Source organism: Shewanella gelidimarina, from assembly GCF_023283945.1.
GTDB classification, from domain to species: Bacteria; Pseudomonadota; Gammaproteobacteria; order Enterobacterales; family Shewanellaceae; genus Shewanella; species Shewanella gelidimarina.
Window position 1 is genome coordinate 95,296 of the sequence record NZ_JAKIKW010000006.1, and the last position, 24,221, is coordinate 119,516.

Sequence of the window (24,221 nt, forward strand, 5' to 3'; positions counted from 1 at the left end):
TCATGCTAACTCTACGACAACATGTTATTCCGATGCCTAATAGGCATTTAGGCGTGGTGTTGTAGCGATGGATATTTTACTCGATACTATTATGGGCGGAATTGCCGGTTACATGTGGCCGCTAACACGCATATCCAGTATGTTTATGGTGATGGCTGTATTCGGCGCCAATACCACGCCCTCGCGAGTGAGATTAATGCTGTCACTGGCCGTTACCGCTGCCGTTGTGCCTGTTTTACCTCCGATGCCAAACATTGAACTGTTTTCATTAAGTGCAGTTTTTGTTACCTTCCAGCAGATCATTATTGGTGTATCAATGGGCTTTGGCTCTTTGTTGTTGATGCAGACCTTTGTGTTAACAGGGCAAATCATCGGTATGCAAACCAGTTTGGGTTTTGCTTCGATGATCGATCCCAGCTCAGGTCAGCAGACCCCCGTAGTGGCTAACTTCTTCCTGCTGCTGACCACTCTGATATTTCTGGCCGTAGATGGGCACCTAGTCTTAATTAAAATGGTTGTTGCCAGTTTTGACTCCATTCCAGTGTCGATGAACGGCCTCAGCTTAGCCAGTTATCGCCTGTTCACTGAATTTGTCGGTTACATGTTTGGCGCGGCGCTCACGATGTCGCTGTCGGCTATTGTCGCACTGCTCACCATCAACCTCTCATTTGGTGTCATGACCCGTGCATCACCGCAATTAAACATTTTTTCTATTGGTTTCCCGGTCACCATGGTAAGCGGCCTGTTTATTCTATGGCTTACATTGACGCCTATCATGGCTCACTTTGATGAGGTTTGGCGTGAAACGCAGATTTTGCTGTGTAATGTACTAGAGCTGCAGTGTAATTCAGAAGGCACAATCAATTAATGGCGACATTAATAGCGGGACTTATACAGAGATTAAGCCTTAATGGCTGGCAACCTTGCACTTTGAAGCCTTGTAGCTTCAAAGATAACACTCTGGTCAGTCACAATGGCTGAGAATGACAGCAGCCAAGAAAAAACAGAGGAAGCAACCGCCAGGAAGTTGCAACAGGCCAAAGACAAAGGGCAGGTTGCACGCTCCAAAGATTTAGGCACCTCTGCAGTGCTTATTGCGGCTGCGGTGGGATTAGTGATGACTGGGCCGAGCATTGCCAAGGCGATGCACAACATTATGACTAACTTGTTTGTCATGACCCGCGAAGAGATTTTTGACACGCGGCAAATGATGAATATCTGGAGCATGGTCGGTAACGAGTTAGCGTCGCCGTTGTTGGGTTTTATTGCATTCCTCGCCCTGATAGCTTTCGTGGGCAACATCGCACTTGGTGGCATGTCTTTCTCTGCTAAAGCGTGCATGCCAAAATCCAGTAAAATGAATCCTGCTAAAGGCTTAAAGCGCATGTTCGGTGTGCAAGCAGTGGTGGAGTTGACTAAAGGTATCGCGAAGTTCTCCGTTGTGGCAATAACGGCTTATTTAGTCCTTAATATTTATCTGAATGATATTTTGATGCTGTCGCAAGATCACTTGCCCGGCAATATTTATCACGCGCTTGATCTCGTCTCATGGATTTTCATCTTACTGTGCGCATCAACATTCTTAATTGTTGCCATTGATGTTCCCTACCAAATTTGGAATCACAGCAAAGAGCTGAAGATGACCAAGCAAGAAGTGAAAGACGAATATAAAGATACCGAAGGTAAACCGGAAGTTAAGGGACGTATTCGCCAATTACAACAAGAGATGGCTCAGCGCCGTATGATGGGCGAAGTGCCCAATGCCGATGTTATTGTGGTTAACCCCGAACATTACGCGGTTGCGGTTAAATATGATGCGACTAAATCGACAGCCCCTTTTGTAGTGGCTAAAGGGGTCGATGAAGTGGCATTTAAGATCCGCGAAATAGCCCGAGAGCATAATGTTGCTATTGTCACAGCACCACCATTAGCGCGTGCTATCTACCATACGACTAAAATAGACCAAGAGGTGCCGGAAGGTCTATTTACCGCTGTTGCTCAGGTGCTTGCGTATGTATTTCAGCTCCGGCAATTCCAAAAAGGTAAAGGGCGTCGCCCTAATGCCGTCCCCACAAAACAGCCTATTCCCGATGAGTTGAAGCACTAGCGGCCATAACTCACATTTCTAAGCTATAAATTGGATGAAAAACAGTCAGTTGTTTGCTTGTCCATTCTTTGGTTATTCGTTTCAGGTTATAGTGTGCGCCGCTCTATGGTGTGAGCAGATTGATCTTGTTGGTTATTAGTGTTGGTATTATTTTTGCAATGTTATTAGTGTTGGTATTATTTTTGCAATACAGCTAACAAGCGTCAAAGATTGGACTCAGGGTGAATGGAACTTAAGGCAAGACTAGGGCAATTAAAGCAATTAAAGCCCGCACATTTTAAAGGATTGGGTACCCCTATATTGGTTTTAGCCGCATTGGCTATGATCACTTTACCCATGCCTGCTTTTCTGCTGGATATTCTGTTTGCGTTTAACATTGCACTTGCCTTAGTGGTGTTGCTTGTTGCTATTTATAGTGACCGTCCACTTGATTTTGCCGCATTCCCGACAGTCCTGCTGATCGCAACCTTACTTCGACTCGCACTTAACGTTGCCTCTACCCGAGTGGTATTACTTGAAGGCCACAATGGGGGTGATGCCGCAGGTAAAGTCATTGAAGCCTTTGGCTCTGTGGTGATTGGCGGTAACTATGCCGTGGGTCTAGTGGTGTTTTTAATTCTAATTATCATCAACTTCGCGGTAGTGACCAAAGGTGCTGGCCGTATCTCTGAAGTTAGTGCTCGCTTTACGCTAGATGCCATGCCGGGTAAGCAGATGGCCATTGATGCTGACCTCAATGCCGGGCTGTTAAGCCAAGAGGAAGCCCGTGTCAGACGTGCAGAAGTGACCCGTGAAGCCGATTTCTATGGTGCGATGGACGGTGCGTCAAAATTTGTAAAAGGTGATGCGATTGCAGGAATAATGATTTTAGTGATTAATATTCTTGGCGGTTTTGTCATCGGTATGGCGCAGCACGGGCTTAGTTTTTCCGATGCTATCGAAATTTATACGCTGCTCACCATTGGTGATGGTCTCGTCGCTCAGATCCCGGGTCTTTTATTGTCAATCGCCGCCGCCTTAATGGTGACTCGCCAAAATGAATCGGGCGATATGGGCGAAATGATGATGAGCCAGATGTTTGACAGCCCCAAAGCACTTGCCATTGCCGCAGCCGTTATGTTTGTAATGGGCATCGTGCCGGGCATGCCGCACTTGGTGTTTATATCGCTGGCTGTTGTTGCTGGTGGCTCTGCTTACTTAATTAAGAAAAAGAAAGAGACTGATCGCGAGCGAGCATTGGAGTTGGCGAAAACTGGCCCCGTTGAAAAGCGTGATACCCAACCTAAAGAACTCAGCTGGGATGATGTTCAACATGTTGACACCATTGGTCTTGAGGTCGGTTATCGTTTGATCCCGCTGGTAGACAAAGGTCAGGGCGGCGAGCTACTCGGCAGAATTAAAGGCGTGCGTAAAAAGTTGTCGCAAGAGTTAGGTTTCCTTGTGCCTGCGGTACATATTCGTGACAATTTAGACCTGTCGCCTAACGCGTATCGGATCTCATTAATGGGGGTTTCATCAGGTGAAGGCGAAATTCGTCATGATTGCGAGCTAGCGATTAACCCAGGACAAGTTTTTGGCAAGCTTGATGGTATTGAAACCACAGATCCAGCCTTTGGTTTAGAAGCCGTATGGATTGCACCAGAGCTTAGAGAGCATGCACAGACCCTAGGCTATACCGTCGTAGACGCTGCCACGGTAGTGGCCACTCACATCAGCCAGCTGCTTACCAATAATGCTTCTAAGTTATTGGGTTATGAAGAGGTTCAGCAACTACTGGATATGTTGGCTAAAAACGCACCTAAGTTGGTTGATGGCTTTATTCCTGATGTAATGCCTCTGGGAACCGTGGTTAAGGTGATGCAAAACTTACTAAACGAAGGTGTGTCTATTAGAGACATGAAGACCATCGTACAAACATTGTTAGAGTATGGGCCTAAGAGCGCGGATACCGAAGTGCTCACTGCCGCTGTGCGAATTGCGTTAAAGAGAATGATCGTACAAGAGATAAGCGGACCAGAATTGGAAATCCCTGTCATTACTTTGGCGCCAGAGTTGGAACAAATGTTGCATCAGTCTATGCAAGCAACGGGAGGCGACGGTCCTAATATTGAACCTAGCCTTGCAGAGCGTATGCAGAAGTCATTGGTTGATGCCACACAGCGCCAAGAAATGGTGGGTCAGCCGGCAATATTATTAACATCTGGCATGCTACGTTCAACGTTATCAAGATTTGTTAAGCATACGATTCCAAACCTGAGGGTGATCTCTTACCAAGAGGTACCTGATGAAAAACAGATACGCATCGTATCCGCTGTTGGGCAGTAGAGGGCGAGTAATTGAAGATTAAAAGATTTTTTGCAAAAGATATGCGCTCGGCCCTAGCTCAAGTGAAAGAAACTTTGGGTTCAGACGCTGTGATCATGTCGAATAAGAAAGTGACTGGCGGCATTGAAATTGTCGCGGCAGTGGATTATGACGATCCAAAACCACAGATCCCTGCAGCAGCGCCGTCTCCTGCAGCGTTTACCGACCTTAGCGATGAGAAAGTGACCTTAGGTTCGCGGGCGAATATAAAGACGGAAACGCGCATTAAGCCAGCGCTGGCCCCTGATTCACTGCAAGCCTTGCTTGAGCGTCAGCAAAGCCGCATGAGCCAGCAAACATCGGCAACACGCAGCGAAGAGCTTGATATGCCGCAATGGGCTAAAGGGTTACAAGCCCAAGTTCCGCAAACTAAGCAACCGCTTAAGGCAGAGTTTACGCCGAATAGGGCGCCAGACAGTTTTAGTCCTCAAAAGCAAAATAACAGTGCAGAAATGGACGTGATGAAAGAGGAGTTAGCGTCAATTCGTAGCTTATTGACTCATCAAGTTAGCGCCTTAATGTCTGAGCAAAAGAAACGAATTGATCCCGTTGGCGCGATGTTAGAGAGCAAATTGCTCGAAGCTGAGTTTTCGCCAGCAATCGCCAAAAAATTGTCAAGTTTGAGTGAGCATTACAGTCCAGCAGAATTAGTGGCCTCTTTACCGCGTAGTTTAGCGAATTTGCTCGACAACCAAGGTGACGATATTGTGCGCCAAGGTGGTGTTGTGGCATTTGTTGGCCCAACCGGTGTGGGTAAAACGACGACGATTGCCAAATTGGCGGCCAGATTCGCTGCACATCATGGCTCAGATCAAGTTGGATTGATAACCACTGACCATTATCGCATTGGTGCCTTTGAGCAATTGGCAACCTATGGCAAAATAATGGGCTGTCCAGTTAAGCAGGCTCATGATTCTAATGAGTTAGAACAGATTCTGTATCAGTTTAGAAATCGTAAGTTGGTTTTGATTGATACGGCAGGCATGGGGCAGCGAGATCTGCGACTCTTCCAGCAACTCGATAATTTAACTGCAAATAGCAGAATACCTATTCGTAGTTATCTGGTAATGTCTGCCACAGGTCAGCGTCGCGTATTAGAAGACGCTGTAAAACAATTTACCCGTATCCCGCTTTCCGGCGCGGTACTGACGAAGTTAGATGAATCAGTGTCATTAGCGCCAGCGCTAAGTGTATTGATCCAAAGTGGGTTACCTTTGAGTTATGTGACTGATGGACAACGCGTTCCAGAAGATATGCAAGTGGCTGACACATTAGCTTTAGCCAATCGAGCATTAGCGGTGTTAGATAACGAACAATTAGAACCATTACATAATAGTGAACGGTCACAAGAGATGACCCATGCATTCGAGTAAAAACATGACTCCCGATCAAGCAAGCGGTTTACGTATGATGAATCAGCCAAACAATGCAAAAGTAAAAGTTATCGCCGTATCAGGTGGTAAAGGTGGCGTTGGTAAAACCAGCGTGTCAATTAACACGGCTGTCGCGTTAGCAGAAAAGGGCAAACGTGTCGTGGTTTTGGACGCGGATTTGGGTCTAGCTAACGTCGATGTGATGCTAGGTTTGCGCGCAGATAAAAATTTATCTCATGTTTTGTCTGGAGATGCCGAATTAGATGATGTCATCTTAAGAGGACCAAAGGGCATTGGGATCATTCCAGCGACTTCTGGCACCCAATCTATGGTCGAACTGACTCAGGCACAGCATGCGGGTTTAATTCGTGCATTTAGTGAGATGAAAACCCAGTTTGACATCTTAATTGTGGATACCGCAGCAGGTATTTCCGACATGGTGTTGAGTTTTTCTCGTGCATCACAAGATGTGTTAATTGTGGTGTGTGATGAACCAACGTCGATTACCGATGCCTATGCATTGATTAAAATATTGAGCCGCGAACACGGTGTGTTCCGTTTCAAAATTGTCGCCAATATGGTGCGGAGTTTGCGAGAAGGGATGGAGCTATTCGCCAAGTTAAGTAAAGTAACAGACAGATTTCTGGATGTTGCCCTTGAGCTAGTTGCGACCGTACCTTTCGATGAGAATTTACGTAAATCGGTTAGAAAGCAAAAGTTGATTGTGGAGATGTTTCCTAAGTCTCCAGCAGCGATTGCTTATCACGGATTAGCGAACAAAATATTGAGCTGGCCTATACCTTCTCAACCAGGCGGACACTTAGAGTTCTTTGTCGAGCGATTGGTGCAACGTCCTGATTATCAAGAGGATAAGTCTGGTGAATAAAGCGGCCGCGTATACTCGTTTTGATAATAAGACCTCTATCGTTGAACAGTATGCACCGCTAGTAAAAAGAATTGCCCATCACTTATTGGCGCGCTTACCGGCGTCGGTGCAGTTAGATGATTTGCTGCAAGCGGGTATGATGGGGCTGTTAGAGGCTTCATCGAAGTTTGATGGTAGTAAAGGCGCGAAATTTGAAACCTTTGCCGGGATCAGAATTCGTGGCTCTATGTTAGATGAAATAAGACGCGGTGATTGGGTACCCAGATCGGTACATCGTAATCAACGTCGCGTTGCACAAGTGATTGATGAATTAGGCCAAGAGCTTGGGCGTGATGCACGTGATCCCGAAATCGCCGAGCGACTAGAAATGCCGCTCGAAGATTACTACAGAATTTTGAATGATGTGTCTGTGGGTAAAGTGGTCGGGATAGAAGATTTAGGCGTTGCCGTTGATGTGGTTAACCACGACGATAACCAAGATGATGTAGCCTATGAGTCGTTAGCTAAAGTTGAATTTCATTCAGCATTAGTGGCGGGGATAAAGCTATTACCAGAACGAGATGCGCTGGTATTGTCATTGTATTACGATGAAGCATTAAATTTAAAAGAGATTGGGGCCATTCTTGAGGTCAGTGAGTCTAGAGTTAGCCAGATCCATAGTCAGGCGATGCTAAGACTCAAAGGTAAACTCAAGCACTGGACGCAAACATAACAATAAACGAACATAAAAAATAAGCTCCGCGGAGGAAACCTTGAACAAGAATATGAAGATTCTTGTTGTTGATGATTTTTCAACAATGAGACGTATCATCAAGAACTTGTTGCGAGACTTGGGATTTAATAATACCCAAGAAGCAGATGACGGTTCGACAGCCTTACCTATGTTACAGAAGGGTGATTTCGATTTTGTCGTCACTGACTGGAACATGCCAGGAATGCAAGGTATTGACTTATTAAAGGCGATTCGTGCCGATGATAACTTAAAGCACCTTCCAGTACTGATGGTGACGGCGGAAGCTAAACGCGAGCAGATTATTGCAGCCGCGCAAGCTGGGGTAAATGGGTATGTTGTTAAACCCTTTACTGCAGCAACGCTAAAAGAAAAATTAGAGAAGATTTTTGAGCGCTTAGGTTAAGCAAGGATGAGCAATGCAGCAATATACTTCAGGGCTCATTACTCTCGAGCAAGCTGAGAGTCTCGTCGCGTTACTTCGTGATGGCGAGCAAGCACAAGCCGATGAATTGGTGAGGGAAATAGCTTCGCCGATTCAAAAAGAACTCTTCGATGAAGTGGGTCGTTTAACGCGCCAACTTCACAGTGCTATCGTAGACTTTCAAGTGGACAACCGCTTGGTAGAGCTAGCGAATACCGAAATACCGGATGCCAAAGAGCGTTTGACTTATGTCATCGAGATGACAGAGCAAGCGGCTAATAAGACCATGGATGCGGTTGAAGAGTGTTTACCTTTAGCAAATGCACTAAGTGATAATATTCAGGCAGTGAAACCGGCTTGGGACAAACTCATGCGCCGTGAACTGCCATTAAATGAATTTAAAGCTCTGTGCCATGATATTCAACAATTTGTCGATAGAAGTGAATCGGACGCAAGTCGAGTCAGAGAACTGCTTAATCAAATATTACTAGCACAAGACTTCCAAGACCTCACTGGCCAAATGATCCGTCGGGTAATTGAACTCGTCAGAGAAGTGGAAAGTAGCTTGGTTTCTATGTTAACCGTCTTTGGTGAGCAACCTGCGTCAATTGCAGAAAGTACACCCTTGCTCGATGTTGAAGCTGAAGGTCCTATTATGAATGCAGAAAAACGTCAGGATGTTGTGACGGGTCAAGATGAAGTTGACGATCTGCTTTCGAGCTTAGGTTTTTAAAGGAGTCAAAAGAATGTCCTTTGATGTTGATGAAGAGATACTGCAGGACTTTTTGATCGAAGCCGGTGAGATTCTAGAGCTTCTACAAGAACAACTGGTCACGTTAGAAAATAACCCTGACGATACCGATCTGCTCAATGCCATTTTTAGAGGGTTCCACACGGTAAAAGGTGGTGCGGGTTTCCTCAGTTTGACTCCAATGGTAGATGTTTGCCATGAAGCTGAAAATACCTTCGACCTATTACGTACTGGCAAGCGACAAGTCAGCGCTAATTTAATGGATGTTATTTTACAAGCCGTCGATGCCATCAATACTATGTTTGCTGAAACTCAGGCGGCTCAGCCTCAGTCTCCAGCGGATCCGAACTTGTTATCGCAGCTTAAAACGCTCAGTGCAGGGCAGTTGTTGCCTTCAGAGTTAGCGGATGCTCAAGCGGATCAAACAAGTGCAGGTGTTGAAGAAGCAACGATTATCGAAACGGTTGTTGCTCCTGTTACCCCGATAGCAGCTGTAGACATTGCTACTGGCGGCAGTATTGACGACATCAACGACGCTGAGTTCGAAGCTTTACTCGATGCTTTGCATGGCAATGGTAATAGCCCTAGCGCGAATACCGTGGCTGCTAGCGTTAATGTGGCGAGCGCAAGTTCTAGCGACATTACCGACGACGAGTTTGAATCGCTACTCGATGAATTACATGGCTCGGGTCAGTTTAAAGCCCCCGCAGCGCCAGCCGTTGTAGCAGAGCCCGCGCACGTTGTGGATTCTGATGAAATTAGCGACGATGAGTTTGAACGCTTACTTGATGAACTTCATGGTGCTGGCAGTAGTCCAGGCGCGGCGACAGTCGTTACTGAAGTCACTCAAGCATCGCAAGCAAGTTCTGCGACCGTAGTGCAAGCCATTACCACGTCACAGCAAGCAACAGTGGTCGCTCCGGCACCAAAGCCGCTAAGCAAACCTGAAACAAAACCCGTGGTTCAAGCCAAAGCTAAGCCTGCGGCTAATAATACCCCGCAAGCGGAAACGACGGTACGCGTCGATACTTCAAGACTTGATCAGATCATGAACATGGTCGGTGAGTTAGTACTGGTCCGTAATCGCTTGTTGAGCCTTGGAGTCTCCCGTGATGACGAAGAGATGTCGAAGGCACTGGCAAACCTAGATTTGGTTACCGCTGACTTGCAAGGTGCGGTAATGAAAACGCGCATGCAACCGATTAAGAAAGTCTTTGGTCGTTTTCCTCGTGTGGTCAGAGACTTAGCCCGAACCCTTAATAAAGAAATTGATCTTATTATGGTGGGTGAAGACACCGACCTTGATAAGAATTTAGTGGAAGCGTTAGCTGATCCGTTAGTGCATTTGGTCAGAAACTCCGTTGATCATGGCATTGAAATGCCAGATGAACGTGAAGCAAGCGGTAAGCCTCGATCAGGCACTATTACGCTATCTGCTAGCCAAGAAGGCGACCATATCCTACTGAAAATTGAGGATGATGGCGCGGGAATGGATCCGCAAAAGCTTAAAGATATCGCCATTAGCCGCGGTGTGCTTGATGCCGATGCCGCTGCGCGAATGACTGACGAAGAAGCTTATAATCTGATTTTTGCCCCTGGTTTCTCTACCAAAGTAGAAGTCTCGGACATATCCGGTCGTGGCGTTGGTATGGACGTTGTTAAAACCCGTATTACCCAATTGAACGGCACGGTTTATATCGATTCGCTTAAAGGTAAAGGGACACGTTTAGAGATTAAAGTGCCGCTTACCCTGGCCATTATGCCTACGCTTATGGTCGAAGTTGCCGAACAAGTATTTGCATTACCGCTATCTAGCGTGAGTGAAATATTCCACTTGGATCTTACTAAAACTAATGTGGTTGATGGCCAACTAACGGTCATCGTGCGTAATAAAGCAGTACCGCTGTTTTATTTAGAGCATTGGCTCGCGAGCAGTCGCTCAACGTTGACCCATGGTGACAAACAACATGGACACGTGGTGATAGTGCAGTTGGGTACTATGCAAATAGGATTTGTAGTTGATGGATTAATAGGACAAGAAGAGGTGGTCATTAAACCACTGGGCACCTTGTTACATGGTACGCCGGGAATGGCGGGGGCAACAATAACCTCCGACGGTGGTATCGCGCTGATTTTGGACGTTCCAGGACTACTAAAGCACTACGCTCGCAATAAAAGCTAGCGTTTCAATAAAGGAATAAGCAGAAAGTCTACTTTCACTTATTCCTTTTTGTATAGTGGCAAAGCAGTAACCCCATGCGTTATAGGAATTTAAATGGGCATTAAAGTACTAGTTGTCGACGATTCGAGTTTTTTTCGACGACGTGTTAGTGAGATAGTCAGTCAGGATCCAGAGCTTGAAGTCGTGGGTACCGCAGTCAATGGCGCAGAAGCCGTTAAACTCGCTGCCGAGCTTAATCCACATGTGATCACAATGGATATTGAGATGCCAGTCATGGATGGGATCACTGCGGTTAAGCAGATTATGGCTAATCGGCCAGTCCCCATTTTGATGTTTTCATCATTAACTCACGACGGCGCTAAAGCGACATTAGATGCACTTGAAGCCGGAGCTCTCGACTTTCTCCCCAAGCGTTTTGAAGACATCGCAACCAATAAAGATGATGCAATTGCATTATTACAGCATCGAATTAAAACCTTAGGGCGTCGTCGTTTATTCAGACCCGCAGTGAGGCCACAAACGGTTACTACAAGAACACGCACTAGCACGGTGCAACCGCTAGCGCCTACGCGCACAGGAGTTACAGCGAGTACTCCATCTGCAGTGGTGGCTGAACGGGCGAGTAGCCGTCCAACGGTCGTTGCGCGTGCAAGTGGCAAGAAATACAAAGCCTTGCTTATCGGCACCTCAACTGGCGGACCAGTAGCACTTCAAAAAGTGTTAATCCAACTGCCGGCAAACTATCCGTACCCGATCATCCTTATTCAACATATGCCGGCGGCGTTTACACCGACTTTTGCAACTCGCCTTAATAGTCTATGTAAGATCGAGGTCAAAGAAGCTCAAAACGGCGATCAACTGCGAGCAGGTTGTGCCTATTTGGCGCCAGGCGGCATGCAGATGATGCTTGAACGTGGTGGCAGTTTTGGCCGTATTAAAGTGCTGGCCGGTAAGCCTGAGATGAATTACAAGCCTAGTGTCGATATAACCTTCGCCTCAGCGTCTAAGGTCTTTGGCGGCGATGTGCTAGCAGTGGTATTAACGGGCATGGGCGCAGATGGGCGAGAAGGGGCACGCATGCTGAAAACGGCGGGTGCCAATATCTGGGCGCAAGATGAAGCAAGTTGTGTGGTTTACGGCATGCCTCAGGCTGTGACGAATAGCGGTATCTCAACAAAGTCTATTAGCATCGACCAAATGGCGGAATCGATACTCAGAGAGACGTTCCATGGCTAGTCAATTACAGCATTTAGTGGGTAACAAAAGCATCAAAGGCGCGGTTAATACAGTGTCATTGTTGCTGATTTTTTTACTCAGTATTGCTGTATTTACCTTGGGTTCGCTTTATTTGGAACTCAGATATAAACATCAGTTGCTCGTTGGCGAAGTTGCAGAGTTAAAAAACAGTCAAATTTTGTTTATGGTGCCAGATGAACAAGCCGATGTTATGGCTCAATGGATGGCGAATAATCCCACTTTTGTGCAGTCATATGCTGAGCGAGCCCGCAAGGGAGAGATAACGACCATGCCGCTAGGTGATGGTCGTACTGAGAGTGTAGCTCGTTTAGAAAGTGTTGAGCCAGATACTGACGCTATCACGATCAACACAGCAACAGCACAACTCGGCGCTGTGAATATTGCTGAACAAATGATCCAAAAGGTGACCGCTAATACTATCGGTGAACGAGCGAGTGATAGCGACAGGTTAGCGACAAATATGACCAAAGATCCAGCCGCTGCTGATATTAAGGGGACAAGCCTGCCGTTAGCGACAATAGACGCCAATAGAAAAGGTGCTGAGGTGATACTCGATGCTCCGCAACTGACTCCTCCTGTAAAAGCCAAGCGGGTAACTATCAATGAAGATGGGGTGAAACTGATAAGTCTCCCTCATGGTGGGATCAGGATCACAACTCGAGCGCTAGAAGAGTAACAGTCGGTTAAGTGCGAGTTAAAGTACCTCTCAAGGCGATGGCCAACCCATCATAAGGATCATTTTGAAAATTTGGACCATAGCAAACCAGAAAGGCGGCGTTGGTAAAACAACGACTGTTGCTAGTTTAGCTGGCGTATTTACCAAAAGAGGTAAGCGCGTATTGATGGTCGATACCGATCCGCATGCTTCTTTAGGTTACTATTTGGGAATCGATAGTGAGGAGATCCCTTGTTCCTTATACGATCTTTTCCTAGCGAATAAAAGCTTAAGCAAACAAAATATTGGCAATTATATTGTGCCAACCAATGTCCCTGGCCTCGACTTAATTCCGTCAACGATGGCATTAGCGACCTTAGATAGGAGTTTGGGTCATCAAGAGGGCATGGGACTGATTTTAACTAAGGCGTTAGCGCTATTAGATGATCAATACGATGTGGTATTAATCGACTGTCCGCCAGTATTAGGGGTGTTGATGGTGAATGCTTTAGCGGCCAGTCAGCATATTATCGTACCTGTGCAAACCGAATATCTGGCGATTAAAGGGCTCGATCGCATGGTGAAAACCATGATCCTTATGGGGCGGTCTAAAAAAGTCCAATATAGCTATTCCATCGTGCCAACCATGTTTGATAAACGCACCCGCGCAAGTACCGCAGCGTTGCTGCAATTGAATCAAGATTACCATGACAACCTTTGGGATGATGTTATTCCCGTAGACACTAAATTTAGAGATGCAAGCTTGAGCCATTTACCTGCTTCACATTATGCACCGCGCAGCCGCGGCGTTAAAGCTTACGAGCGATTACTTGATTATTTGCTCGCGAAGGATTTTTCCCATGTCAAAATTGGTTGATGACGCAGTATGTGATTATTTCGATTTACTGCTAAATGATGCTCCAACGGTTGATAACGCAGCCACAGAGCCAAGTCGGCTGCGACAAAGTGACACGGCGGCGCTGAGTCAAGAATTTGCTCCTGTAGAGGTTGAAGCACGTATCAATCAGCAAGCGCTAGCTCAGCTATTAGCACCAGTGTCGGCATTAGCACTCAAGATAGAACCAAAACCTGAATTTGAACCAGAGCTTGAGTTTAGTCATCAAGATACAATCGCAAATCCAGCTCAAGCAACAATGCTTCAACCGCAAAAGCCTGCGTTACCTGAACAAACGGCCCTCAACCCATTAGCAGAAAGCAATGATCTCAAGCAAGTTAAGCATGCTGCAGCGTCGTCACCAGCGGCAAGTATCACTACAGACTTGATTGAGCAATTAGATGATGAGTTCCAGGTGCTATTTTTTAAAGTTGCCGGGCTGACATTAGCGGTACCGCTAGTGAGTTTAGGCGGCATCGTAAATATTGAACGTATTAATCATTTGATGGGCCGACCTCGTTGGTATTTAGGCGTACAGCAACATCGAGAAGCGCAGCTTAATATAGTGGATACTTGTGCTTGGGTGATGCCTGAAAAGTATGATCAAACGTTAGCGCAAAATGTTGCCTATAAATACATTGTGGTACTGCAAGACAGCAACTGGGGCTTAACGTGTGAATCACTGGTCAATACCGTGAAAATTCATAAGTCTCAAGTTAATTGGCGCAGCCAAGCAGGGAAAAGACCTTGGCTTGCGGGCGTGGTAAAAGAGCAAATGTGCGGCATTTTAAATGTAGAAGCTTTGGTTGCGATGCTAGATTCAGGCCTTGGCAGCCAAGGCTAGTTTGAAGATAAATACAGTAGGCTGGCATTATTTTAAAATGCCAGTTTAGAAATACGACCAAAGGCCGATAAAAGGGTTAGGTCGGTAATATTTCGATATTAAATTGATTGGTTTGAAGTGCATAGAAAGATATGCTTATTCTGAAATTTAAATAGATAGTCATAGTGCTATTGATTGAGGCGATTATGAAAAGTTCAAATAGTGCAGCTGTAGCAGGCAGTAATGACGATGCAGTATTACAATGGGTGACTTTTAAGTTAGATAACGAAACTTATGGCATCAATGTAATGCAGGTACAAGAAGTGCTGCGTTATACCGACATTGCTCCCGTTCCAGGTGCACCGCTCTATGTACTCGGGATCATTAATCTACGTGGTAATGTAGTGACAGTTATTGATACGCGGTCACGTTTTGGTCTTGCCTCGGCAGACGTTAATGATGCTACTCGTATTGTGATTATCGAAGCTGAAAAGCAAGTTATTGGCATTTTGGTCGATAGCGTTGCAGAAGTTGTTTATCTTCGCCGTTCAGAGATTGATAATGCACCGAATGTGGGTACTGAAGAGAGTACTAAGTTCATCCAAGGCGTGAGTAATCGTGAGAACGAGCTATTAATCTTAGTTGACTTAGATAAGTTACTGTCAGATGAAGAGTGGATGGAATTGACAGAGATTTAAAGCCGGTTCGAGCAGAGGCTTTAAAGCCGGTTCGAGCTGAGACGGTGAAAATCGGTTAAGAGCAGGTTTAGAGCTGGTAAAGTGCCGGTTTAGAGCTGGTAAAGAGCCAAATAAAATCCGGTTCGAGCTGAGACTTGAGAGCCGGTTTAGAGCCGGTTAAAATCCGGATAGTGCTGAGATGGTTCGAGTTGAGATAGTTTTTTTGTCGATTTCCATTTATGCTGTTGATGTTAAGGTCTGCGTGTCCTCTTAGCTTTTACTGTCAGTGAGTTTACGAGCGTTCCGTTATCCGTAAGCGAAGCGTTCGTCTTAGATTTTCCGTCTTCACTTTAATCCCTTTTAATAAAAGAGCCATTAATGATCACAACTGAACTGCTTATCGCTGCTGCGATATTATTTGTCGTTACCTGTATCTTGCTCGGCCTGTTTTTACAAAAACAGGCGGAAAAGCTGCGCACAAAAGTCGAGGCGTTAACCTTATTGGTTAAAGATGGCGATAAGCAAAGAGAAGCGGTTAAGCGAGAACTTCAAGAGCTCAGAAGTGGCACTATTGGCGTGGGTCGCAGAGTGCTAGAGCTGGAAAAGAAGCTACAACAGCAAGATGTCAAACTTGACGAAGCCAATCAACAAGATCCACAAACCCGATTGTATTCCCGGGCGATGAAAATGGTCAGTCTTGGCGCTGGAATTGACGAGCTGATCCAAGAGTGTGAACTACCGAAAGCTGAAGCTGAATTGCTGATCCATTTGCATGGAAAGAGCCGGTAAGAGGCGGAAGGGCCGGGTGAAAGCTGATTAAAAGCCGATACAAGCTGAGACGGTTCGGGCTGAGACGGTAAGAGCTGGTTAAGGGCCGATTTGAGCTGACTAAGAGCCGGATTAGAGCCGAATAAACTGAGACGGTTTAAGCTGATTAAAGCCGGTTAAGAGCCGATCAAGAGCAGGGGAAAAGGCGAACAATCTGAGAAGGTCGGCATTAATACCGTCGCTTTGCTCTTTGCTAGTTTTTACCGTAAGCGAAGCGTTCCGTTCCGTAGTGACGGAGTTGCGTTCCGTAAGGCTATCGGCCGTTCATCTAAGACTTTATCGTCTTTGCTCGTTTTTCCCGTAAGCAAAGCGTTCCGTAGTGACGGAGTCGCGTGCCGTAAGGCCATCGGCTGTTCGTCTAAGACTTAATCGTCTTTGCTCGTTTTTACTGTAAGCGAAGCGTTCCGTTCCGTAGTGACGGAGTCGCGTGCCGTAAGGCCGTCGGCCGTTCGTCTAAGACTTTACCGTCTTAGCTCGTTTTTCCCGTAAGCGAAGCGTTTCGTAGTGACGAAGTCGCGTGCCGTAAGGCCGTCGGTAGTTCATCTAAGACTTTATCGTCTTTGCTCGTTTTTCCCGTAAGCGAAGCGTTCCGTCATGACAAAATCGCGTACCGCAAGGCTGTCGGCTGTTCATCTAAGAATTTACCGTCTTTGCTTTAAACCTCTTCCATTATTTTCTGATGCATGTTGTTCCATTTCTCTGGAAACTTGCCATCAAGCACATAAGCGAACGCGATCAGCTCTGCAATAAGCAGGTAGAGCTCTTTAGGGATCGCGTCACCTACTTCGAGCTTGTGTAGAAAATCACATAAGTGTTCATCTTGATGAATATAAACGCCAGCTTCCTCGGCCAAAGCAATCATCTCTTGCGCTAATGCATCTTCGCCTATAGCAGATACCGTTGGAGCTGAGCCTTTATCGTATTTTAATGCAACGGCTTTGGTTGGCTGTTCATGGTTACTCATCTAACACCTTTTTTATTTTCTATTGGCATCATTACACTTTGACTTTAACGAGGTAATGCTCACCTGGAAGTAAAGTGGCTGGTACCGATTGCTTGTGAGTGTTTACGCTGCTAATTGATATTCCTAACTGCTCAACTTTACTGCTAAGACTTGGGCTGAGCAATTTAACTTTGCTTAACAGTGTTTCACTATCACTGGCAAAATCGACCGATAAGCGTAACTGATGGTTTGGTGTTTCAGCAGCATGCGCAGTGGCTGTGATTAATAAGGGACCGCCAGACAAGTTAAATTTGAGTCTAAGTGTCCATTTATCGCTGCGTTTAGATTGATCCTCTACTTGCTCAAAATGGCCTTCAAACTGCTCTTGATAATGATTGATGGAGTAGGGCAAGGCAAAGTACCAATGGTTAACACCGTCAAGTGTGCCTGATTGCTGCTGATATAGATTTAGGTTGTTAAGTAAATTTGCCAAAGAGGTATGGGTACTAGTCGCTTCAAGTAATGACAATAACTGCGGTGAAAGCCCAAGTTGGGCTTGTAACAACGCCAGTCTATCTTGCAATGCCGGGCTTAACCCTTGGTTTATCGCGGCACGGCCGAGCATAAGCTGGCACAGTAAGCTTAAGCTGCTGATATGGGTCGTGGGTGCCGTATCCCACGTAGCAGGGTCAACGTTGAGTTTAGTGAGGCTCAGCAGTGCTTGTTGTAGCCTTTTAGGCTCACTTAACAATGGTATCGATTCAGGGTTCAGTTTTGGTATTAATTTAAACAGTGAACTTGCCAAGCTTGTTAGCGGCGAACAGTGCTTAACGGATACTCTTGGCAACCCGCCTGCTTTTGCTAGTGCTGACGCCAAATAACGGTTGTGGTTTTGACTCGTTGACTGACTCTGCATATCGGGCTGGTTTTTGCTATGACTCACTGCTAATGAAGTTGCTGAGCTTTTGGACTCTAATGGTGATGAGGCAAGTGATCTCGGCAATGGGGTATTTTCAAGCTGTTTGAATAGTTGCTGATATTCATAGTTAACATTGGTTTTAGCTCTACCTGTTGGTACAGCGGATTGAGTCAAGTCGTGTGCATTTAGCTTTAGGTTATTATGCTTAAGTTGACCGTCAAAACTGATGGAGATCTTAGCTTGAATAGGCGACAGTTTGAGTAATAGTTGCTGCTCTTTCGTTTTGATGGCGACGGAGTACTCACCATCGGGTAGCGAGGCTAGCATCGGCAGCGTTAGATTGGGTCCATTATTAAACTGCAGTTCAGTCCCTTGATTTTTAGCATTCGGTAACAAGTATCCCTCTGCTTTTCTGCCAAGATTGAGTAGCTTTCGTTCAGAAATATTATTTCGGTTTGCGAGCGCTAACATCGCCTTAGGCATAGGAAAATAAATAGATTGGCCTATGGTGAGCAACTGCATCTGGGTCGCATTAGTGGCAAGCGGGCTTTGCTGCACTATATTAAGTAGGAAAGAATGTGCTTTAGTCAGCAATTGTACTGCATGCGGCGTTTCCAGTTTGACGGTATGTGTTTGTCCAGAAAATTGCAGCAGCGTACCATTTTTGCTCATTGTCGCAGTGACAGGAATAAGCGAAGTTGAACTGGCTGATAACGGCACATTTATGGACGGCTTATCCACTTTTACAGCAGCTGAAACTGAGTTAACAACGTTATCCAAAAGTCGGTCCTGTTTTAGTTAGGGGCTATTGAACTTTCGAGCTTAGTTTTTGTTCGACTCTTTCCCGTAAATAATAATGATTTTAGTACAAGGCTTGAGCGATGACGCTTAGCTGGCTAAGCGAAAAGCTCGTAACGCATTCTAGCCATAAAAGACTAGAAATATTGAAACGAACCCCAATTAAATCGATATGTATTATCACAATATTATGTTTGACCTAGCGGCTGTACTGAGTATCCTATGCCGTCTTACTCGGCCAATCATAATATTTATGGTTAATAACGTTAGATTTAGCTTAATTATGCGGTCTTATCACTGTATCGGCAGCAAACTGAAAAGACTTTAGTCGAACAGTCGCAGTAAGAAATTTAGCCCCTTTTTCAAAGAGACAATTATGAAGTATAAATGGATTGTGCTTTCTCTGGCGATAGTTGGATTTTCTACAATAGCTGCAGAAGATAACACCACGGAAGGTAATGAAGTAACAGTCACCTATAATGACCCGCGAGACCCTATTGAAGGGTTTAACCGAGCCATGTGGGATCTCAACTATTTGTATCTGGATCGATATTTTTATCGGCCAGTCGCGCATGGTTATAACGACTATGTGCCGCGCCCGGTTAAGAGTGGCATTAATAATTTTGTGCTTAACCTCGAAGAGCCTAGCAGCATTGTCAATAATACGTTGCAAGGCAAGTGGGGCTGGGCCGCAAATGCAGGTGGTCGTTTTACCGTCAACACCACTTTAGGCTTATTAGGCGTGGTTGATGTTGCTGAAATGATGGGCATGACACGTAAGCAAGATAACTTCAACGAAGTGCTAGGGTATTACGGCGTGCCTAACGGTCCCTATTTCATGGCGCCTTTTATTGGTCCCTATGTTACAAGAGAACTCGCATCTGATTGGGTTGATGATCTATACTTTCCTTTATCAGAGCTAACATTTTGGCAGACAGTGTTGAAGTGGGGTCTTAAAAGCCTGCACCAAAGGGCATCTGCAATCGATCAGGAGAGATTGGTTGATAATGCGCTAGATCCATATATTTTTGTCAAGGATGCATATTTTCAGCATATGGATTACAAAGTATATGATGGTGATATTCCTCAAAATGAAGATGACGACGATCTACTTGATGAATACATGCAGGAACTTGAGTAAATAATTATATTGTCGGTCATGAATAGAAAAGTGAGCCGGCATAAAGCGGAAACATAAAAACAAGGATGTGAGTTTACGCTGTGGTGAGTTAAGGGCAGCAAATGGCGCTAAAAGAACTAACTATTCTGTTCGTGGAGGACGATCCGGTCTTCCGCAAAATTGTTACGGCTTTTTTAGAGAGCCGAGGTGCCATTATTATCGAAGCTGATGATGGCGAACTAGGGTTAAATTGTTTTAAAAAACAAGACTTCGATGTAGTACTAGCTGATTTGAGTATGCCAAACCTTGGCGGCTTAGAAATGCTAAAGGCCATGAATAAATACCGTCCCGGTACCCCCTCTATTATCATTTCTGGCAATCAAGCAATGTCTAATGTGGTTGATGCGCTTAGAAACGGCGCCAGTGATTATCTGGTAAAACCTGTAGCTGATCTGTACCTCATCGAAAATGCGATTCAAGAGTGTTTAAATGGCTCATTGGAGGAGTCATTGCAAATTGATGAATTGGAATCGCTGTCTTACATGGAGTTAAATCAGAACCTTGAACTGTTAGAGCAAAGCGAGGAAGCGGCAAAAAGCGTACAGCAACAACTCTTCCCGCCAAGTCGAATCGAGTACAGTAAAGCTGCCATCGATTATAGTCTGTTTAATACTAACGAAGTCAGTGCCCATTTTATCGATACTGCCATGTTAGACGACAGCCACATCATGATGTACATGGCACATTTCCATCCTCACGATAATCGTGCAGCTTTTGCAAGTGTGTTGTTAAAGAGCTTTGTAAACCATAAGCTTAAACGCTATCAGAACAAGCTATCAACAGTGATCGCAGAGCCTTTTAATATGCTTAGTTATCTCAATGATCGCATGTTGAAATCCGGTTTAGATATTTATGTTGATATGACTTACGTGGTGATCAATCTCAGTAATTACCGCGTTGCAATAGCCCAAGCTGGCGCAGAGTTTCGTTGTTATCTGCGAAACAGTGAAGGGTTGTCGCCACTGGCATTAGCCGAAACACTGCAACTTGGAATGGTAAACTGGGGAAACCCCTCTATTCAGTTTCGAACCTTGATGCCAGGTGAGCAATTGTGTATATCTACCAACGTCAGTGAGCACAAACGACAACTGCTGAACGACCAATTCCACGGCCTTATCCATGACACCAACACCCCCCCAGGTGGTTATATTCAGCTTTCGGCGTCTTGACGTTACGAGCTGAGAAGGTTAGAAGCCGGATAAAAGACGGTACGAGCAGAGACTTAAGAGCCGGTTCGAGCAGAGACGGTGAAAAGCCGATTTAAAGCTGGATAGTGCTGAGACGATTTAAGTGACGGTGAAGCCAAGACGTTACGAGCGGAGATGGAACAGGCTAAGACGGTACGAGCGGAGATGAGGAAAGCCGATCTAAAGCCGGAGAGTGCTGAGAAGGTGATAATCGGTTAAGAGCCGATTTAAAGACGGTTCGAGCAGAGACTTGAGAGCCGGTTAAGAGCCGGTTCGAGCAGAGACGGTGAAAAGCCGATTTAAAGCTGGATAGTGCTGAGACGATTTAAGTGACGGTGAAGCTAAGACGGTACGAGCGGAGACTTGAGAGCCGGATAAGAGCCGGTTTAAAGACGGTTCGAGCGGAGATTTGAGAGCCGATTAAGAGCCGGATAAAAGATGGTTTGAGGGGAGATTTGAAAGCCGGTTATTAGCCGGATAGTGCTGAGATGATACAGACTGAGACGATTCAAGCTTAGAAGGTTACGAGCCGGATAAGCTAGGACGATAGAAGCTGAGATTAAAAAAATAAGGATTGGGTATTCAAGGATGAATAATATGAAATTTAAGAAGTTAGAAATTTGGCAGCGATCGTGTGCGCTCAGTTGTTCGATTTATGAGTTAACGAAAGACACACAAGATTTCGGCTTTAAGGATCAAATAACCAGAGCGGGATTATCTATCCCTTCCAACATTGCAGAAGGAATAGAAAGGGAGTCAATAAAAGAGCAGATCCGTTTTCTATACATATCAAAGGCTTCAGCTGCTGAAGTTATCACCCAATTAACAATAGGAATTAAAATCGGCTACCTTGAATCTAATTCAGGTGTTCAATTAATTAGAGAAACAGAAAGTATAATAATGATGACAGCAGCCCTCATTCGAACAAAGAAAAGATTACTCACTTAACCAATAAGACACACGGGATTTTGGATTTAAGGATAAAATCACCAGAGCGGGATTATCTATCCCTTCCAATATTGCAGAAGGAATAGAAAGGGAGTCAATAAAAGAGCAGATCCGTTTTCTATACATATCAAAGGCTTCAGCTGCTGAAGTTATCACCCAATTAACAATAGGCGTTAAAATCGGCTACCTTGAATCTAATTCAGGTGTTCAATTAATTAGAGAAACAGAAAGTATAATAATGATGACAGCAGCCCTTATTCGAACAAAGAAAAGATTACTCACTTAACCAAAAAACCTCAAAAATTCTATCCGGCTTTGGCTCGGCTCTAAACCGAAACTTAATTGGCTTTTCATCATCTCAGCCCATTCGGCTCCAAACCGGCTCTTAACCTTCTCTACTCATTCAGCTCCAAACCGGCACTTAATCGATTCCTACCATCTCAGCTTTCCCAGCTCCAATCCGGCTTCCGATCATCTCAGCTCTCTCCGTCTTTAGCTCGGCTTCTAACCGGCTCTTAACCGTTTTCCACCGTCTCAGCCCATTCGGCTCCAAACCAGCTCTTAACCGTCTCAGCTCATTCGGCTCTCAGCTCATTCGGCTCCAAACCGGCTTTTAACCTTCTCATATCTTACAATCGGACTTTCTTTCCCCAAAAAAAGCCAGAAGATAAATTCTTCTGGCTTTGATGTTTTCAAGCTTATCCGGCTTTAATTCGGCTCTTAACCGTCTCTAAACCTTCTCAGCTTTATCCGGCTTCAAACCTATCTCTTGATAGCTTCATGCTCTGCAGTAACGGCAATCTCTTGCTCAAGAATTTCTTCTTCAGTGTCTGCATGGCCTTCAGCTCCGTGCATCCAATTAACAAGCTTATCAGCCATGAAGTAAAGGATGATGCCAGAAACTGTTGCAGTGATTGCTATACCAGCAAAGATCCCCATGGCGTTAGCCAATTGTTCTTCTTTAGTACCATCGTGCCCGATGAATGAACCGACAATACCACCAATCTTATTGGCCGCTGCAATAAAGAGAAACCATGCACCCATAAGTAACGAAGCAATACGCAATGGAGCAAGCTTAGTCACCATAGACAGGCCAATAGGAGACAAACATAGTTCACCCATTGTATGGAAGAAGTAAGCACCGACTAACCACCACATGCTTGACTTAACATCGGCACTACCGTCCATTTCCATAACAGCACCCATCATAAATAGGAAACCGACAGCGAGTAGAACTAAGCCAAGGGCAAACTTAACCGGAGAGTTAGGTTCGTTCTTACCCAAGCGGATCCAGATAGAAGCAATTACTGGGGCAAAAACAACGATGAAAATAGCGTTCAGAGACTGGAACCAAGTCGTTGGTACTTCAAAGCTACCAATTGATCGGTCGGTAAATTCGTTAGTGAATAGGTTAAGTAGACCACCGGCTTGTTCGAAACCCGCCCAGAAAATGATGGTGAACAGACCCATGACCATAATCACCTTGATGCGATCACGTTCAATTTTGGTTAGCGGTTCTTTTCGCACAATACCGCTTGCAGCTGACTTTTCTTTATCAACTTTAGCAGCAGGGTAGCGACCGATATCGCCAAGCAGTTTCTGAGCAAATATGTACTGGATAATCAAAGAGAAAATCATACCTACACCAGCGCAGAAGAAACCTGCTTGCCAGTTGTTAATGAAGACTTCCTGTCCTTCAAATATGACTGTTTGACCAAATGAAGTATAAGCCCAAGCAACAACAAAGCCCGCGAGTGCAGCACCCACGTTGATACCCATATAAAAGATAGTGAATGCACCATCACGACGATGATCGCCTTCTTTATAGAGATCGCCAACCATGGTAGAGATATTTGGCTTAAATAGTCCGTTACCTATAATCAGTGTGCCTAGACCTATATAAAAGGCCATAGTTTCTGAACCAGGAATCCAACTATGGGGGAAAGCTAGAGTAAATTGACCGATGGCCATTAAGGCGCCACCAATATAGATAGATTTACGTTGACCAAGCACATTATCCGCTAACCAGCCGCCGATAAGAGGAGTGAAATAGACTAAACCAGTAAAAGTACCGTAAAGAGAGAGGGCATCAGCACTAGTCCAACCTAAACCGTGACCGCCTTCGCCTTGTACTTTATCTACAAGATATAACACCAAAATGGCGCGCATCGCGTAATAACTAAATCGTTCCCATAATTCTGTTGTAAACAACAGGAACAGTCCCTTCGGATGCCCAAGCATCGTCCCCTGGGGTTTTATTCCGCTCATTTGTTCTTCCACCTTCAGCTTGTGAT

At 45.2% G+C, this 24,221-nt stretch carries 22 protein-coding genes; 19 read left to right on the plus strand and 3 right to left on the minus strand.

Translation table 11 applies throughout. The annotated features are described in order from the left end of the window. Positions 1-67: 67 nt before the first annotated feature. The 15 genes from fliR (at position 68) to L2729_RS07575 (ending at position 15,913) form a co-directional block, all read left to right on the plus strand. Complete coding sequence (fliR, locus tag L2729_RS07505) at positions 68-868, plus strand: flagellar biosynthetic protein FliR (protein WP_102038494.1); 801 nt, start codon at positions 68-70, stop codon at positions 866-868. Between the two features lie 105 nt (positions 869-973). Next, the gene (flhB, locus tag L2729_RS07510) at positions 974-2,107 is read left to right on the plus strand and encodes a flagellar biosynthesis protein FlhB (RefSeq protein ID WP_248987717.1); all 1,134 of its coding nucleotides are present in this window, start codon (positions 974-976) and stop codon (positions 2,105-2,107) included. Positions 2,108-2,332: 225 nt separating this feature from the next. Next, a complete protein-coding gene (gene flhA, locus L2729_RS07515; protein ID WP_102038492.1) occupies positions 2,333-4,432 on the plus strand; it encodes a flagellar biosynthesis protein FlhA in 2,100 nt (699 codons plus the stop codon). 11 nt (positions 4,433-4,443) lie between these two features. Then, complete coding sequence (gene flhF / locus L2729_RS07520; RefSeq protein WP_248987718.1) at positions 4,444-5,844, plus strand: flagellar biosynthesis GTPase FlhF; 1,401 nt, start codon at positions 4,444-4,446, stop codon at positions 5,842-5,844. 4 nt (positions 5,845-5,848) lie between these two features. Continuing rightward, positions 5,849-6,730 (plus strand): MinD/ParA family protein, encoded by an 882-nt coding sequence (locus L2729_RS07525; RefSeq protein ID WP_101092310.1) that lies wholly within the window; start codon positions 5,849-5,851, stop codon positions 6,728-6,730. After that, on the plus strand, positions 6,723-7,442 hold the full coding sequence (locus tag L2729_RS07530) for an RNA polymerase sigma factor FliA (RefSeq protein ID WP_101092202.1): 720 nt from the start codon (positions 6,723-6,725) through the stop codon (positions 7,440-7,442). Before L2729_RS07525 ends, L2729_RS07530 begins: the two co-directional genes overlap by 8 nt. 40 nt (positions 7,443-7,482) lie before the next feature. Then, entirely contained in the window at positions 7,483-7,866 is a 384-nt protein-coding gene (cheY, locus tag L2729_RS07535; protein WP_101092201.1) for a chemotaxis response regulator CheY, read from the plus strand. 13 nt (positions 7,867-7,879) lie between these two features. Beyond that, positions 7,880-8,617 (plus strand): protein phosphatase CheZ, encoded by a 738-nt coding sequence (locus L2729_RS07540; RefSeq protein ID WP_101092200.1) that lies wholly within the window; start codon positions 7,880-7,882, stop codon positions 8,615-8,617. Positions 8,618-8,630: 13 nt separating this feature from the next. Further along, positions 8,631-10,817 (plus strand): chemotaxis protein CheA, encoded by a 2,187-nt coding sequence (locus tag L2729_RS07545; RefSeq protein ID WP_248987719.1) that lies wholly within the window; start codon positions 8,631-8,633, stop codon positions 10,815-10,817. A gap of 93 nt (positions 10,818-10,910) precedes the next feature. Then, positions 10,911-12,053 (plus strand): protein-glutamate methylesterase/protein-glutamine glutaminase, encoded by a 1,143-nt coding sequence (locus tag L2729_RS07550; RefSeq protein WP_248987720.1) that lies wholly within the window; start codon positions 10,911-10,913, stop codon positions 12,051-12,053. Then, complete coding sequence (locus L2729_RS07555) at positions 12,046-12,750, plus strand: hypothetical protein (protein WP_248987721.1); 705 nt, start codon at positions 12,046-12,048, stop codon at positions 12,748-12,750. Before L2729_RS07550 ends, L2729_RS07555 begins: the two co-directional genes overlap by 8 nt. Positions 12,751-12,814: 64 nt before the next feature. Then, a complete protein-coding gene (locus L2729_RS07560) occupies positions 12,815-13,606 on the plus strand; it encodes a ParA family protein (protein ID WP_248987722.1) in 792 nt (263 codons plus the stop codon). Next, the gene (locus L2729_RS07565) at positions 13,590-14,468 is read left to right on the plus strand and encodes a chemotaxis protein CheW (RefSeq protein ID WP_248987723.1); all 879 of its coding nucleotides are present in this window, start codon (positions 13,590-13,592) and stop codon (positions 14,466-14,468) included. Before L2729_RS07560 ends, L2729_RS07565 begins: the two co-directional genes overlap by 17 nt. A gap of 185 nt (positions 14,469-14,653) precedes the next feature. Continuing rightward, positions 14,654-15,145: a chemotaxis protein CheW gene (locus L2729_RS07570; protein WP_101092194.1), complete on the plus strand. Its 492-nt coding sequence runs from the start codon at positions 14,654-14,656 to the stop codon at positions 15,143-15,145. A gap of 360 nt (positions 15,146-15,505) precedes the next feature. Beyond that, complete coding sequence (locus tag L2729_RS07575) at positions 15,506-15,913, plus strand: DUF2802 domain-containing protein (RefSeq protein ID WP_248987792.1); 408 nt, start codon at positions 15,506-15,508, stop codon at positions 15,911-15,913. 694 nt (positions 15,914-16,607) lie between these two features. Here L2729_RS07575 and L2729_RS07580 read toward each other — a convergent pair. Together L2729_RS07580 and L2729_RS07585 are read right to left on the minus strand one after the other, a co-directional pair. Continuing rightward, complete coding sequence (locus tag L2729_RS07580) at positions 16,608-16,916, minus strand: EscU/YscU/HrcU family type III secretion system export apparatus switch protein (RefSeq protein ID WP_248987724.1); 309 nt, start codon at positions 16,914-16,916, stop codon at positions 16,608-16,610. Between the two features lie 31 nt (positions 16,917-16,947). Beyond that, positions 16,948-18,594: a hypothetical protein gene (locus tag L2729_RS07585; protein WP_248987725.1), complete on the minus strand. Its 1,647-nt coding sequence runs from the start codon at positions 18,592-18,594 to the stop codon at positions 16,948-16,950. 394 nt (positions 18,595-18,988) lie between these two features. Here L2729_RS07585 and L2729_RS07590 point away from each other — a divergent pair, with 394 nt between their 5' ends. The 4 genes from L2729_RS07590 (at position 18,989) to L2729_RS07605 (ending at position 22,213) form a co-directional block, all read left to right on the plus strand. Beyond that, the gene (locus tag L2729_RS07590; RefSeq protein WP_248987726.1) at positions 18,989-19,753 is read left to right on the plus strand and encodes an MlaA family lipoprotein; all 765 of its coding nucleotides are present in this window, start codon (positions 18,989-18,991) and stop codon (positions 19,751-19,753) included. A 101-nt stretch (positions 19,754-19,854) separates the two neighbouring features. Continuing rightward, entirely contained in the window at positions 19,855-20,961 is a 1,107-nt protein-coding gene (locus tag L2729_RS07595) for a response regulator (protein ID WP_248987727.1), read from the plus strand. A gap of 615 nt (positions 20,962-21,576) precedes the next feature. Next, positions 21,577-21,927 carry a four helix bundle protein gene (locus L2729_RS07600; protein WP_248987728.1) on the plus strand — a complete coding sequence of 117 codons (351 nt, stop codon included), beginning with the start codon at positions 21,577-21,579 and terminating at the stop codon, positions 21,925-21,927. Between the two features lie 70 nt (positions 21,928-21,997). Next, positions 21,998-22,213, plus strand: coding sequence for a four helix bundle protein (locus tag L2729_RS07605; RefSeq protein ID WP_248987793.1), 216 nt, complete (start codon positions 21,998-22,000; stop codon positions 22,211-22,213). A 476-nt stretch (positions 22,214-22,689) separates the two neighbouring features. Here the strand turns inward: L2729_RS07605 and L2729_RS07610 are convergent, their stop codons facing one another. Next, entirely contained in the window at positions 22,690-24,195 is a 1,506-nt protein-coding gene (locus L2729_RS07610) for a peptide MFS transporter (RefSeq protein WP_101092186.1), read from the minus strand. Positions 24,196-24,221 lie beyond the last annotated feature (26 nt).